This is a genomic window from Clostridium sp. (genome assembly GCF_017888565.1).
Lineage (GTDB): Bacteria > Bacillota > Clostridia > Clostridiales > Clostridiaceae > Clostridium.
Genome location: NZ_JAGHFX010000090.1, coordinates 1 through 15075, shown reverse-complemented (window position 1 = coordinate 15075; position 15075 = coordinate 1). Strand labels below are relative to the sequence as shown.

The window sequence follows — 15075 nt, the reverse complement described above, 5'->3', positions numbered from 1 at the left end:
AATAGGAGGAATAATAATATGAGAAAAGAAGTGTTAAGAGTAAGTAATATAGAAAAATATTATGGAAGAAAAGGGAATATAACTAAAGCTATTAATAATATCAGTTTTTCAGTAGAAGAAGGAGAATTTGTTGGTGTGATGGGGGCCTCTGGAAGCGGTAAGACTACACTATTAAATTGTATATCAACTATAGACAAAGTAACTAGTGGGCATATTCATATATCAGGAAATGATATTACTAAATTAAATTCAAAAAAGGTAGCAAAGTTTAGAAGAGAAGAATTAGGATTTATTTTTCAAGACTTTAATCTTCTAGATACTTTAACTGCTTATGAAAATATAGCATTGGCTTTGACTATATTAAAGATAAATCATAAAGAAATAGATAAAAGAGTTAAGGAAATAGCAAAAAAATTAAATATAGAAGAAATTTTAAATAAATATCCATACGAGATGTCAGGAGGTCAAAAACAAAGAGTTGCATCTGCTAGAGCAATAATAACAAATCCTTCGTTGATATTAGCAGATGAGCCAACAGGAGCATTAGATTCTAAATCAGCTAAAATGCTATTAGAGAGTATGGAAGATTTAAATAAAAATCTAAATGCAACTATTATGATGGTTACACATGATGCTTTTTCTGCAAGCTATGCAAGGAGAATTTTGTTTATTAAAGATGGCAAGATATTTAATGAGTTAGTTCGTGGAAATGATTCAAGAAAAGAGTTCTTTGAAAAGATAATTGAAGTTATAACACTTCTTGGAGGTGACCAAAATAATGTATTCTAAGTTAGCGTTTAGGAATTTAAAAAGAAGCTTTAAAGATTATACTATTTATTTTCTAACATTAGTATTTGGAGTATGTATATTTTATATTTTTAATTCAATACAATCTCAAAGTATTATGATGGAATTAAATGATATGCAGGCATCTGCCTTTGAACAAGTAGAAAATATAATGGGGTATGCTTCAATATTTGTATCTTTCATATTAGCATTTTTAATAATATATGCAAACAATTATTTAATAAAAAGAAGAAAAAAAGAGTTTGGAATATACATGACTTTAGGAATGGAAAAGGGAAATTTATCAAAAATAATTTTTATAGAAACCTTATTAGTAGGAATAATATCTTTAGCTATTGGACTAGGTTTAGGAATACTATTATCACAAGGACTGTCAGTATTAACAGCTAAAATGTTCCAAGTTAATCTTATTAAATTTAAGTTTATATTTTCGTATAATGCAATGATAAAAACTATAGTCTGCTTTGGAGCTATTTATTTAGGTGTACTAATGTTTAACTCTATATCAATAAGAAAAATTAGCCTTATTGATTTATTAACATCATCAAGAAAAAATGAAAATATAAGAGTAAGGAATGTTTGGGTTTCAGTAATAATATTTATTATAAGTTGTATTATGCTAGGATATGCTTATCATACTGTTCTTACTGGTGGAGTAGCAACTTTAGAAATGAGTATTAATGGGTTAAGTATATTATTAGGTTCTGTAGGAACATTCTTATTTTTCTTTTCATTATCTGGTTTTTTATTAAAGCTTGTTCAAGCTAATAAAAAATACTATTTAAAAGATTTAAATATGTTTGTATTAAGGCAAATAAATAGTAAGATAAATACAGTATTTATATCAATGTCCTTTATTTGCTTAATGCTGTTTGTTGGAATCTGTATGCTTTCAGGTGGTCTTGGAATTAGTAGTGCAATGAATGAAGATATAAAGGATTTAACACAATATGATTTAACCTTCTGGAATTTAAAAGGGATGGATATAGAAAAGGCGTTGGAAGAAAGTGGAGTAGATTTAAGTAAATATTCTGATAAGTATGTTAGTTATATAAATTATACTGGTGATCTTAAATATAATGATATTTTATCAGAAGAGGAAAGAGAAGATCTTAAAAATTACTATCCTGTTTCTGTAAATCAACCAGTTCAGATAATAGGGTTATCAAAGTTTAATGAAATTATGAATATGGCAAATAGAGAAAGTATAAGTTTAAAAGAGAGTGAATATGCAATATTTACAGATATAAATGATTCAGTAAAAGTATTAGATAAAGTTCTAAGTGGTAATAAGGATATAAATACAAATGGAACTATCCTTAAGCCAGGCAGAGATAAGGTTATAGAAGTGGTGGCTTATGATAATATGATGAAAAATAATATATGTACTATTGTAGTTGCTGATAGCCTTATAAATAACTTAGAACCAAAAAGTTCATTTCTAAATTTAAACTATAAAGATGGAAATAATGATATTAAAAATCTAATTAGTTCTGAAGTAGACCCTATAATAGAAAGCAAATATAAAACTTTATATTATATGTCTAAAGAAGAGATATTATCTAATACATCAAGTTTAGGAGCTATAATATCTTATTTAGGAATTTATATTGGTGGAATATTTATGATAACATCAGCAGCAGTATTAGCTCTTCAACAGCTATCAGAATCAACAGACAATATTGAAAGGTATAATTTGCTTAGAAAAATAGGGGTAGATGATGATATTATTAATAGATCCTTATTAAGCCAAATAGGTATATACTTTATGATGCCTTTATCATTAGCTTTAATACATTCAATTGTTGGTTTAGAATTTTCAAAAAAGATAATAACAGTATTTGGTAGTAGCAGCATGATGAATAATATATTAATATCTTTATGTGTACTATTGGTAATATATGGTGGATATTTTATTGCAACTTATATTGGAGCAAAGAAAAATATAAATCAGAAAATATAATAATTATTATTAATTAATAGTTTCTTAAAAGTGCCTACTTGTAAATTTTTAAAAAGTATTTATAGTAAAGCTATAGGAAAAGATAAATATAGTTTAAAATAATAGGAGGCAAATTAAATGAAAATAAAATTAAGTGCATTAGATCAATCTCCTATTGGAGAAAATTCAAATGCAAGTGAAGCATTAAAAAATACAATAACCTTAGCTAAGGAATTAGAGAAGCTAGGATATCATAGATTTTGGGTATCAGAACATCATGATACAAAGAGTTTAGCAGGATCTAGCCCAGAAGTTCTTATATCTAGTATTGCTGCTCAAACTGAGAAAATTAGAGTTGGTTCTGGTGGTGTTATGCTACCACATTATAGTCCATATAAGGTTGCAGAAAACTTCAAGCTTTTGGAAGCATTATATCCAAATAGAATAGACTTAGGTTTAGGTAGAGCACCAGGAGGAATGCCTTTAGTAAGTAGGGCTATGCAACAAGGAAAAAATATTTATTCTGATGATTATGCAGATAAGGTATTAGATCTAGTAGGATATATTTATGATATGATGCCAGAAAATCATATGTTTAAAGATTTAAAAGTTACACCCATTATAGATACAGTTCCTGAAATTCATATTTTAGGTTCAAGTGGAGGTAGTGCAGGACTTGCGGCCCAAATAGGAGCTTCATATGCATATGCTCAATTTATTACAGGTGGAATGGGAGTTAGTTCAGTTAATTGGTATAGAGATAACTTCAAAAATTCAATAATTTCTTCTTCGCCTAATACAATAATATGTAGTTTTGCGATTTGTGCTGAAAATGAAGAAGAGGTTAATAGGCAAGCTTCTATTATGGATTTAGCTTTAGTTCTTGTAGAAACAGGTAGAACTCAAGGAATACCTTCTTTAGATACATCTTTATCCTATAAGTATTCTGATACAGAAATGCAAATAGTAAAGAGAAATAGAAAAAGAATGTTGATAGGAACACCAGATAAAATAAAAGAGCAAATATTAAATATGAGTGAAATATATAAAACTGATGAGTTTATGCTTATAACTTTAAATACAGATTTAAATTCTAAGATAAATTCATATAAGTTAATCGCAGAGGCTTTTAAAGAATAATAAAAAAATAATAGAAAGAGTAATATAGTTTAATTTATTTAGGCTATATTACTCTTTTTTTCATCATCTTTAATTTTATGGTAGTATATAATATATAAGTAAAAAGTAATAATATAATAAATAGTTTTTATTAAATTTATAATAATTAGAAAAGTTAATTGGAGGAGGACTTATATGAGAATATTAATTACTAATGATGATGGAATAAATGCTAAGGGAGTAATTGCTTTAGCAAAAGAAATATCAAAAAAACATGAAATTATAGTTGTTGCTCCTAGAGAGCAAAAAAGTGCTTCTAGTCATTCTATATCAATTCATAATCCTATTAAAATAAGAGAAGAAAAATTAGCTGGAAATTTTAAATCCTATAGCTTAGTAGGAACACCAGCTGACTGTACACAAGCAGGCTTATCTTTACTTGGAGAAAATATAGATTTAGTTATTTCAGGGATAAATAGAGGATTAAATTGTGGAACTGATATTTTATATTCAGGAACGGTATCAGCAGCAGTAGAGGGAGCAATATATAGCGTACCTTCAATTGCTATTTCTATGGATGTAGATTGGGATAGAGAAGATGAGGATTATTCTAAAGCTGCTAAATGGGTAAGTAAAATAGTAGATGTAGCAGAAAAAGATTATTTGAAAGATAATGTAGTTTTAAATGTTAATGTTCCTAATATAAATGAAGAAGATATTAAAGGATTAAAAGTTTGCAGATTAGGAAAGTCCACATACAAAACAAATTATATTTTATTAGAAGAAAACGAAGATAAAGTTTATATAACAAAAGGTACTAGAAATGATATTTTAGAAGATGATTCTGATTTATATTTCTTATCACAAGGTTATGTAACATTAACACCACTACATTTTGATTTTACAAACTTTAAAATATTAGATGAAGTAAAAGATATATTTGAAGATAAGGTGATGTAAGGGTGGAAGGAGAAAAAATAAAAGATATATTACTTCAAAGAAAGAATATGAAATTTAGATTAATTATTCAAGGAATTATCATAGGGTTAATTACAGGTGGAGTAATTGTATTAAATAGATTAGGAATAAATAAACTATATTCAGTTTTTATTAGATTTTATGCTTGGGGAAATAAAGGAGTAGTAAATGCTATTTTAGTAATGGTAGTGTTGGCTCTTATAGGATTGCTAGTAGGACTTATGGTTAAGAGAGAAGGTATGATTTCAGGTAGTGGTATTCCACAGGTAAAGGGTAGAGTTATAAATAAGCTTAAAATGAACTGGTTAAGAATATTAATTTACAAGTTTATAGGTGGATTATTAGCTCTATCAGCTGGTTTATCTCTTGGGAGAGAAGGTCCATCAGTACAAATTGGTGCTTCTATAGGAGAAGGAGTTGCAGAGAAAACATGTAAAAAAATGCCTGTTAAAAAAGAGTTTTTAATAACATCAGGGGCATCAGCAGGTCTTTCAGCTGCATTCAATTCACCTTTGTCAGGAATAATATTTGCATTAGAAGAAATTCATAGAAACTTTTCGCCATTAGTTTTATTATCAGCTATGGCTGCTGCAATAAGTGCAGATTTTATATCAAAAAACTTTTTAGGAATGGCGCCAGCATTAAATTTTAGTGAAATGAATGCAATCCCTTTAAAATATTATTGGATATTGATAATATTAGGAGTTTTAACAGGGATACTAGGTGTTTTATTTTCAAAAGGAATATATTTATTTCAAGATATTTATTCTAAGCTAAAAAAAGTGCCTCAAGAAGTTAAAGTTATGATACCTTTTGTAGTAACAGCTATTGTAGGATTAATAGCGCCTATGCTATTAGGTGGGGGACATGAACTTATATTAGAGTTAACCTCAGGAGAGCAGTCAATTTTATTTTTAATCATAATATATATTTTAAAATTTCTTTTGTTATTAGTTTGTTTTGGCTCAGGGGTACCAGGAGGTATATTTCTGCCTATGCTACTTCTAGGAGCAATAATAGGAGATGTTTTTGGAGTTCTATCAATAGAATTATTAGGTGTTAATAGTTCATTTATAATTAATTTTATAGCACTAGGTATGGCGGGATACTTTGTATCAGTAGTAAAAGTTCCAGTAACAGGAATAGTTCTTATAATGGAAATGACAGGTTCATTTAGCCATTTACTTTCATTATCAGTTGTAGTAATAATATCATTTATTACTTCAGAATTATTAAGGAATGAGCCGATATATGAAGTCTTATTAGAAAGGTTACTTAAGAGGCTTGGAGTAAGCAAAGAAGAAAATGATAATAAGAAGGCTATATTAGAGTTTGTAGTTGAAATGGAAAGTATAGTAGAAGGAAAATTTATAAGCGAAGTCGACTGGCCTAAGGATTGTTTACTTGTTTCTATAAAAAGAGGGGATAAAGAGATAATTCCTAGGGGGTCCGTAAAACTAATAAGTGGTGATTATATAGTAGTCTTAGTAAATATAGATAGGCGGGCTTCAGTGATAGAACAAATTAATGGTTTGACTTTAGTATAGAAAGAAAAGTGAATAGCGAAAAAATGAAAGAGTGAAAAAGTTGAGGAAAAAATCCTTGAAGGATTTTTGAATAGAAAGTGATTACAACTTATACATTTTAAGTTTTGCGTAGTAAAACAACCTCAGTTCTTTCATTTTTTCACTAATAAATTATTTTGCAATTCATTGATTTTTCTTATTTTCTCGAGCTTTTAGCAAGTCCTCCTTATTATTTTCAATATAACTCAAAATTGCTTCATTTATAGCTTTTGCAGAAGACTCTTGGCCTCGATTAGATTTTAAAAATCTTTCATCAGTGTAATTGCTTAAAAATCCAAGTTCTATTAAGACTGGAACACTTGAATTTAATTCTAAAACAGCAAGAGCATCATCTTTATTTTTATAAGTTTTTAATCCTCTATCATCTGTATATCTTAATTTTAATAGAGCATTTTGGATAGTTAGTGCTAAGTTTTTACTAGCTTCACTAGAAGGCTTATACCAAGATTCCAATCCCTTAGATTCTAAGTCATCATAATTACTATTACAATGTAGTGATATAAATAAATCTGCTTCAAATACTTCAGATATCTTAATTCTTTCTTTTAAACTATCATTAGCTGTTTCCAGCCAAGGAAGTGAGTCATTAGTTCTTGTGTAAACAACTTTTACTCCATTAGATTCTAATAATTGTCCAAGTTTAAGTGCTATATTTAACACTATATCTTTTTCAAGAACTCCGCTAGTACCTTTTGTCCCTGCATCCCAATCACCATGTCCTGGATCAATACAAACTATAAATTCATTTTCGGTAGAAGAAGAGGTTGTTACTTTTTTATTGATATAATTATTATTGTTGTTAATTTTACTATTTAATAATAAAATTAATGATAAGATACAAAAAGCACTTAATATAAGGGAAAGACGTAATATTAATTTTCTTTTTCTTTTTCGTTTATAGAGAAGTTTTCTTTTGTATGCGATATTGAACTTTTGATTTTCCATAATACATACCTCTTATTTAAGTATAGTAGTTTGTTTTTATAAGTTGCTTTTGATAAATTTTTTATTAAGTATAAAAGCTTTTCTTGGATAAGATTTATACAGCAACTTATATAATATTATTATACTTAACATAATAATAACTGTAAATAAATGGAAAGTCAATAAACGAAGTTTACTTGGTTGATAATATAAGAATATTAATATAAACTATATTATAAGGGAGGGAGTTTCATGCCAAAAATATTACAAAATCCAAGAGAAACAATATTAAGAGAAGCATATTCACTTTTAAAGGAGCAAGGATATAGTAAATTTAGTATGAGAGAACTAGCTAGTAGAAGTGGAATAGCTTTAGGGACAGTTTATAATTATTTTGAAAATAAAATGTCATTAGTTGGTGAAATATTTAATAATAGATGGATAGAAATATTAGGAGAATTAAAAGAAGTAAAAGAAAAAGAAATATCATTTGATGAAAAGTTAAAGTTAATATACTTAGGACTAGAAAAGTTTTTAATATATCATAAAGAAGTATTTTTTGAATTGACCAAAAGTGAAAAGCATGTAGAAAGTGAAAAGTCTCATGGGTGCAAGAGATATGATGTCTTAGATCCTTTGTATATAATTGTAGATGAAATAATAGATTTGCATAAAGCAAACAAGGATATAACTATCGATTTAGAAACGCGAAAATTAACTTCATTCTTAATAAGCAATATGATTACAATAACAATGAAAAATAAAGAATTTTCAATAGATGATTTAATTTACATAGTTACAAATAAATTATAAAAGGAGTAAGTTTGAAGTTATGAATTTATTAAATAAATTAGAACGAAGGTTTGGAAAGTTTTATATAAGAAACTTAATGCTTATTATTGTAATAGGAAATGCTTTTGTATTTGCACTTACAATGATGAATGGAGGAGACTCTACACTAATTAATAATATTGAATTGATTCCACAAAGAGTCATGCAGGGAGAAGTATGGAGACTTGTAACATTTATATTTGTTCCAGAAGCAAGTAGTATAATTTCTTTATTCTTTTCATTATATTTTTATTATTTAGCAGGAACAGGTCTTGAAAATGAGTGGGGCGGATTTAAACTAAATATATATTATTTAGTAGGTATGATTGCTACCATAGTAGTATCGCTTTTAACAGGACTTAAAGCTACAGGAACCTTTATTAATCTTTCTTTATTCTTAGCATTTGCTAGAATTTATCCTAATTTTCAAATATTGCTATTTTATATAATACCAATAAAAGTTAAATATCTGGCGATATTCAACTGGATTATAATAGGTTTTAACTTTATTACAGCAGGATCATTGAGTGGTATGATATTAGTATTAATTCCAGTTATTAATTACTTAATATTCTTTGGAAAAGATATAATAACTGGAACGAAAAGTGGAACAATAAATTATCATAGAAAACAAAAATTTAAATCGCAAGTAAAGCAAAGAGAAGTTCTTCATAAATGTGTAGTATGTGGAATAACTGAAAAAGATGATTCAAATATGGAATTTAGATATTGTTCAAAATGTTCAGGAAAGCAATGTTATTGTATAAACCATATAAGAGATCACGAGCATAAGTAAAATAGTTTAAAGGTAGAGGTATTTTAAGATACTTTTACCTTTTTTATTTATAAACTAAGATGTAATTGTTTTATTACCATTTAATTAACAATAATTATTAAATAATAGCAATAGTAATTATCAGTTAAATATAGTATAATATAAGTAATATAGATATTACAAATTAATTAGAAAAATTAATTTTTAAATAAACTAATTTTAAGTGATAGGAAGGAAAAGGCATGGAAAATAATGATTTTAAAAAAATATATGATAACCCTTTATATATAAGATATATAGAAAATCCAAGTGTAGAATTAATACTTGAAGCTGTTAAAAAGAATGGGTTAGCAATAAGATATATAGAAAATCCAACTAATGAAATGAAAGAAGCAGCAATTAAAAATAATCCACTTGCAGTTGAATATATAGAAGAGTTAAGTGAGGAAAATGCAATACTTGCAGTTAGATTATTGTGGAATTCACTTAAATATATAAAGAATCCTACTGAAAAGGTAAAATTTGAGGCGATTAATGCAAAGGGATGGGCTATTCAATTTATAGTCGATCCTAGTGAGGAAATGCAAATAAAAGCTGTATCTAAAGATTATGATGCAATAAAATATATAAAAAATCCTTCTGAGAAGGTTCAAATTGAAGCAATTAAAAAATATTGGGCAGCAATAAAATTTATAGATAATGCTAGTTTAGAAGCTAGAAGAGAAGCGATTAGAGGAAATGAAGAGGCAATTAACTATATCGATTTTAATTTAGATGAATTAAGAATATTAATTGGAGATAATATAAAAATTGTAAAATATGTTTATGATTCTATAGATGTGGATTTTGTAGTTAATGTTGTAATAGATAAAGTAAAGGAAGACCTTATAGATGAAAAGTATATAAAAGACTTTTTAGAACTTGAAATTTTAGAAATGGACAAAGTTAATTTCATAAGAGAATATGGAAGCAAAAAGGCTAAAATTTTATTAGTAGATTATAAACTTTCAAGATAAGGCAAAAAGAGGTGATAATATGAAATTTTCAGAAGCTATAAGTACTATAGAATTAGTTTTAGAATCAGGAAGTGTACCATTAATAATAGGAGAAGCTGGTATAGGTAAAACTTCATTAGTAAAAAGAATATGTAAAAGTGATAATTATTATTTAGTTAATATAGATGCTAACCTTTTAAAAGAAGGTGAAATAGGCGGATTACCAGTAGTTGAAAATGGAAGAACAAAATATGCAACTCATTATAAGCTTATTGAAATGGAAGAAGCTATAGAAAATAAAAATTATGATGGGGTATTATTATTTATAGATGAGTTAAATAGATGCGAGCATGCTGTTCAACAAGAGCTTATGAATTTAATTTTAAATAGAGAAATAAACGGATATAAGTTAGAACATAATGTTAAGATAGTGGCTGCTATGAATCCTTCCAATAAATATGATGGTTTTGAAGACAGTGACTATCAAGTTGTTGATATGGATAAAGCTCAAGAAGATAGATTTGTATGGATAGAATTAGACTCTGATATAAAGGAATGGATTAAATGGGCTATGAGTGATGATGGGAACATTCATGATCATATAATTGAGTTTTTATCAACATTCCCAGAATATTTAAACACTCCAAATTCTAAAGAAACTATAAAAGCAACTCCAAGAAGTTGGGAAAGAGTTGCCAAAGCATATAATATTTATGTGAAAAACGTTAATAACTACTCAGTGGATATATTTTATAATGTTGTAAAAGGTAATTTAGGAATAAGCATTGCAACAGATTTTATCAATTACATTAAGAATATAAAAAATCCACTAATTAAACCAGAAGATTTATTTTCATACATTATTTTACCTATAGAATTAAAAGATGAAATAAGAAAAGAAAGTCATTCAAGATTATATATTTTAGCTAAGAATTCCTTAAGATACTTAGAAGAAAATAATACAGAAAATAATAGAAAGCTTTTTGGAAATCTATTAACTTGTTATCCAAGAGATTTAAGGCTTGGTATAATGAAGGAAGTTAAGAGTGATTCTAGTGAAGCTTTATATTATGATTTATTAAATGAAGATACATTCTTAGATGCATTCTTTAATATTTTTGAATAAGGAATGATGATATATGTTATTTGAAGATAAGCGTAATAGTTTATTAAAGCAAGCTTTAGATATAAAGGAAAATGCTAGGATAGATAGTAATTTTGAAAGAGAATTTTTTTCTTTAGTAGAATCAGTTGTTATAGGAATGTTAGAAGGTGAAGATAGTTTTTTTGGACAATTCTTAGTAAAAATAGAAAGAAGTATAAGGTTTAATATAACATGGCCTTTAGCTACTATTCCAAAGATGCAGGGATTTAAAATGTATTTTAATCCAATATTATTTTTGATGTTTGATAAAAAGGAAATGCAGGCTCTTTTTAAACATGAAATATATCATATAATGTATGGTCATCATCAAAGAGAAAGAGATCTAAAAAATAAATATACAACTACAGCTGTTAATTTAGCATTAGATATCTCTATAAATCAATTTATAAAGAATTTACCGACAGATAGCTTTAAAATTGAAACGGTGAATAGAGAATATAATTTAAGTCTTAAAGAAGATAATGCAATTGAAGTATATGCCGAAAAAATTGAAGAAGCAATAAAGTCAAAGTTATCTAAAAGTATGAAGAGTGAAAAAAGTGATGTTATAGGAGAAATTATAGATATTTCAAAAGCACATGATGTTTGGGAAGAAAGTACTTTAAATTACGATTCAATAAAGGATATGACTAAGAAGGTAGCAATAAGCTCTTTTAGAGGTAAAGCGCCGAAAGATATAGAAGCAATTATTAAATCATATACAGAAAAAGCAGAAATATCATGGCAACAATTATTAAAAAACTTGATACCGTCTCTTAGAGCTGGAGAAAAGAAGACTATAACAAGAAGAAATAGAAGACAACCAGAAAGATTAGATATAAGAGGAACACTTCCTAATAGTATTCCAGAGGTTATAGTCGCAATAGATATTAGTGCATCTATGAGTGAAGAAGAAGTTTATAAAATAATGATTGAAATATTAGAAATAACTAGGACTAGAACTAATAAAATTACTGTAATAGAATGTGATAATGAAATTAGACGTGTTTATGAAATAAAATCTAAAAATGAGATTAAAAAAAGGGTATCTAATATTGGATCAACTAGATTTTCACCGGTATTTAAATATATAAGAGATAATAAATTGCGAAATCATGTACTTATATATTTTACTGATGGAGTAGGTGAGAAGGAACTAGAAATCACGCCCTTAAATCCAAACACAATTTGGGTGTTAACAGGAGATGAAGAATTATCTTTAACAAATCCTTATGGAAAAATAAAAAGAATAGAAGGTAAAGTAGAAAAAGGTGAAGGTGGTACTACTGGATTAGAAATGATTAAGGAGTATCAACAAGAACATGGAAGATACTTTTAAGTGAAGAAATGAAATGTAAAGTGAAAAATTGTGGAAAATGAAAACGGATTTCCTCAAGTTTTTCATTTTACATTATTTTGCTTGGCAAAATACTCCCAATACTGGTATTAGGCGATAATTTATGATATAATAAAAAATTGTGGGGGTGCATTATGAAATCTTATAAAATAAGTAAAAATAATAGTATTCTTTTAATAATAATTGTATTGGTTATAAGTCTTTCCATAAACGTTTACACGTCGGTAATGAATTCACGTTATAAAATATTAATAGGAAAAGAAAATTATAAAAGTGTTGAAGAAATAAGAAGTAGAAATGAAGGTATATTGAATACTTTAAATCAATGCATTAAAGCAGGTAGTATTAATAATGAGGAGTTACTTACATTATATAAGAGTTATAGTTCAATATCAGAAGAGTTTACAAATTTATGGGCAAACTATAGAGATTATGGAAAAGAAGAAATTATATCTATAAATAAAAAAACAAAGATATCAAAAGAGATGCCTAATGAAGTTTATCTTAGAATTGAAAGTTTATTATTCGAATACTTAAATTTTGAAATGAAAAATCGTAATGAAAAGGTTATTCTAGAAGATGGAACATTAGATAATTTTAAAGCTATGAGTAGTATGACTAATCAATTAGATGAGTTTTTTAAAGATTTTAACGAAAATAAATTTAAAAATGTAGATGAAAAAGATAAAGAGCTACTTACAATTAAGAAGAATTACTGGATAGATGTTTTAGAAGGTATAAATTCTATAATGGATCAATATTTAAATTATGAATTTACTATAAAGAATTAATATTGAAATACTCTAGAGATAGAGTGTTTTTTTCTTTTAATAAATAGATTAGTAGATATAAAAGTTAATAAATTATTTAATAAATGTAAATAATATTTTTGCTTATTATAGTGAAGTTATTAATAATAAAATTAATAAGATTTCTTATTTTAACTAAATTTTAAGTTTATAATACAGAATATATGATATATTTATAATATAAGAAATAATAAGTAGTATTAGTTAATATAAATTCCTAATATTTAAGCCACATTTAGTTATAGTAGAAATATAATATAAAATGACTATTATAAGATGGAATACATATATTATGACTATACGATTTTTAGGAGGTTTAATATGAATTTAAATAGAAATGATCAATGTTGGTGCGGAAGTGGTAAAAAATACAAGAAGTGTCATATTGAATTTGATGAAAAACTAGAAAGTTTAAAATTAAAAGGCTATGAAGTCCCAACTAGAAATTTAATTAAAAATAAAGAACAAATAGAAGGAATTAAAGAAAGTGCTAAAATTAATAATGCAGTATTAGATTTAGTTCAAGAAAAAATCAAGGTTGGGATGACTACAGAAGAAATAAATAAAATAGTTCATGAACTTACTGTTAATAGTGGGGCAATACCGGCACCGTTAAACTATGGGGGATTTCCAAAGAGTGTTTGTATATCTATTAATGATGTTGTATGTCATGGTATTCCAAGTGAAGATACTGTTTTAAAAGATGGGGATATAGTTAATGTAGATGTATCGACTATTTATAACGGATATTATTCTGATGCCTCTAGGATGTATATGATAGGTAATGTGACTGAAGAGGATGCAAAGCTTGTTAGAGTTACTAAGGAATGCTTAGATAAGGGGTTTGAAGCGGTTAAGCCATGGGGATTCCTAGGTGATATAGGAGCTGTGATACAAGAACATGCAGAAGCAAATGGTTTTTCAGTAGTAAGAGCTTTTGGTGGTCATGGAGTAGGCATAGAATTTCATGAAGAGCCTTTTGTAGCTCATTATGGCAAAAGAGGAGAAGGAATGGTTTTAGTACCAGGAATGATATTTACAATAGAGCCTATGATAAATGAAGGTACTTACGAAGTTTTTGTAGATGAAGATGATGAATGGACAGTTTTAACAGAGGATGGTGGATATTCTGCACAATGGGAATATACTGTATTAGTAACAGAGGATGGCGCAGAAATAATAGCTTGGTAATAAGGGAATAGAAAAAGCTGTATCAAATAATGATACAGCTTTCTTTATGTTAAAGCATAACAATTTTAAAAATTAAATTAGTGACATCCGCCACCACAAGATCCACATCCGCCTTCAACTTCGATAACTGGCTTAAGAGACAATCCTCTTCCTTCATTTTCGTCAGTTGAAAGTAATTTGAAGCCGCCGAATTCATCAACTAGCTTTTCTTCTACTACGAAAGTAATGTCGTTAACTTTGTGAGTAATGTCTCCTTCTTTTGCTTCATCAACAGATATATTGAAAGCAGGACCACTACATCCAAATCCAGCTAAGTTAATTCTTATACTGTAGTTATCAACTTCATTTTCATCTAAAAATGATTTGAATTCTTTGTATGCTTCTTCACTTATTATTATTTTATCCATATTATTCACCTTCTATTATTAAATGATAATTTATATCACTAGTATAACATAGTATAATTAAATATCAAGGGTTTTTTTTATGCAATATATAGTAAATTTTAATAAATAGTTATTGTCATTACTATATATTGTAAATATAATAATTATTATAAATAATAAAATTACTATAAATTACTATGAATAGTTAGTATTTTATAAATTATATAATTA

14 protein-coding genes are annotated in these 15075 nt (G+C 26.9%); 12 read left to right on the top strand and 2 right to left on the bottom strand.

Going from position 1 to position 15075, the window contains the following annotated elements; all coding sequences use genetic code 11:
- Window positions 1-18: 18 nt before the first annotated feature.
- From J7M87_RS17295 to J7M87_RS17275, 5 genes are all read left to right on the top strand, one after another.
- Window positions 19-789 carry an ABC transporter ATP-binding protein gene (locus tag J7M87_RS17295; protein ID WP_291652954.1) on the top strand — a complete coding sequence of 257 codons (771 nt, stop codon included), beginning with the start codon at window positions 19-21 and terminating at the stop codon, window positions 787-789.
- Window positions 779-2770: an ABC transporter permease gene (locus tag J7M87_RS17290; protein ID WP_291652952.1), complete on the top strand. Its 1992-nt coding sequence runs from the start codon at window positions 779-781 to the stop codon at window positions 2768-2770. The genes J7M87_RS17295 and J7M87_RS17290 overlap by 11 nt, the downstream gene beginning before the upstream one ends.
- A gap of 117 nt (window positions 2771-2887) precedes the next feature.
- Window positions 2888-3889 carry an LLM class flavin-dependent oxidoreductase gene (locus tag J7M87_RS17285; RefSeq protein WP_291652950.1) on the top strand — a complete coding sequence of 334 codons (1002 nt, stop codon included), beginning with the start codon at window positions 2888-2890 and terminating at the stop codon, window positions 3887-3889.
- A gap of 174 nt (window positions 3890-4063) precedes the next feature.
- Window positions 4064-4828 carry a 5'/3'-nucleotidase SurE gene (gene surE, locus J7M87_RS17280; protein ID WP_291652948.1) on the top strand — a complete coding sequence of 255 codons (765 nt, stop codon included), beginning with the start codon at window positions 4064-4066 and terminating at the stop codon, window positions 4826-4828.
- 47 nt (window positions 4829-4875) lie between these two features.
- Complete coding sequence (locus tag J7M87_RS17275) at window positions 4876-6393, top strand: ClC family H(+)/Cl(-) exchange transporter (protein WP_291653059.1); 1518 nt, start codon at window positions 4876-4878, stop codon at window positions 6391-6393.
- Window positions 6394-6555: 162 nt separating this feature from the next.
- Here J7M87_RS17275 and J7M87_RS17270 read toward each other — a convergent pair whose 3' ends face one another.
- Window positions 6556-7377, bottom strand: a complete 822-nt coding sequence (locus J7M87_RS17270) for an N-acetylmuramoyl-L-alanine amidase (protein ID WP_291652946.1) — start codon at window positions 7375-7377, stop codon at window positions 6556-6558.
- A 231-nt stretch (window positions 7378-7608) separates the two neighbouring features.
- On the opposite strand from J7M87_RS17270, the gene J7M87_RS17265 reads away from it, so the two are divergent.
- From J7M87_RS17265 to J7M87_RS17235, 7 genes are all read left to right on the top strand, one after another.
- A complete protein-coding gene (locus tag J7M87_RS17265; RefSeq protein WP_291652944.1) occupies window positions 7609-8169 on the top strand; it encodes a TetR/AcrR family transcriptional regulator in 561 nt (186 codons plus the stop codon).
- A 19-nt stretch (window positions 8170-8188) separates the two neighbouring features.
- A complete protein-coding gene (locus J7M87_RS17260; protein ID WP_291652942.1) occupies window positions 8189-8983 on the top strand; it encodes a hypothetical protein in 795 nt (264 codons plus the stop codon).
- A gap of 221 nt (window positions 8984-9204) precedes the next feature.
- Complete coding sequence (locus tag J7M87_RS17255) at window positions 9205-9978, top strand: hypothetical protein (protein ID WP_291652940.1); 774 nt, start codon at window positions 9205-9207, stop codon at window positions 9976-9978.
- A 19-nt stretch (window positions 9979-9997) separates the two neighbouring features.
- Window positions 9998-11083: an AAA family ATPase gene (locus J7M87_RS17250; protein ID WP_291652938.1), complete on the top strand. Its 1086-nt coding sequence runs from the start codon at window positions 9998-10000 to the stop codon at window positions 11081-11083.
- A gap of 13 nt (window positions 11084-11096) precedes the next feature.
- Window positions 11097-12440: a VWA-like domain-containing protein gene (locus J7M87_RS17245; protein ID WP_291652937.1), complete on the top strand. Its 1344-nt coding sequence runs from the start codon at window positions 11097-11099 to the stop codon at window positions 12438-12440.
- A gap of 152 nt (window positions 12441-12592) precedes the next feature.
- Entirely contained in the window at window positions 12593-13249 is a 657-nt protein-coding gene (locus J7M87_RS17240; protein WP_291652935.1) for a hypothetical protein, read from the top strand.
- A gap of 339 nt (window positions 13250-13588) precedes the next feature.
- Complete coding sequence (locus tag J7M87_RS17235) at window positions 13589-14458, top strand: methionyl aminopeptidase (protein WP_291652933.1); 870 nt, start codon at window positions 13589-13591, stop codon at window positions 14456-14458.
- Between the two features lie 77 nt (window positions 14459-14535).
- Here the strand turns inward: J7M87_RS17235 and J7M87_RS17230 are convergent, their stop codons facing one another.
- Window positions 14536-14865, bottom strand: a complete 330-nt coding sequence (locus tag J7M87_RS17230; RefSeq protein WP_291652931.1) for a HesB-like protein — start codon at window positions 14863-14865, stop codon at window positions 14536-14538.
- Window positions 14866-15075: the final 210 nt, after the last annotated feature.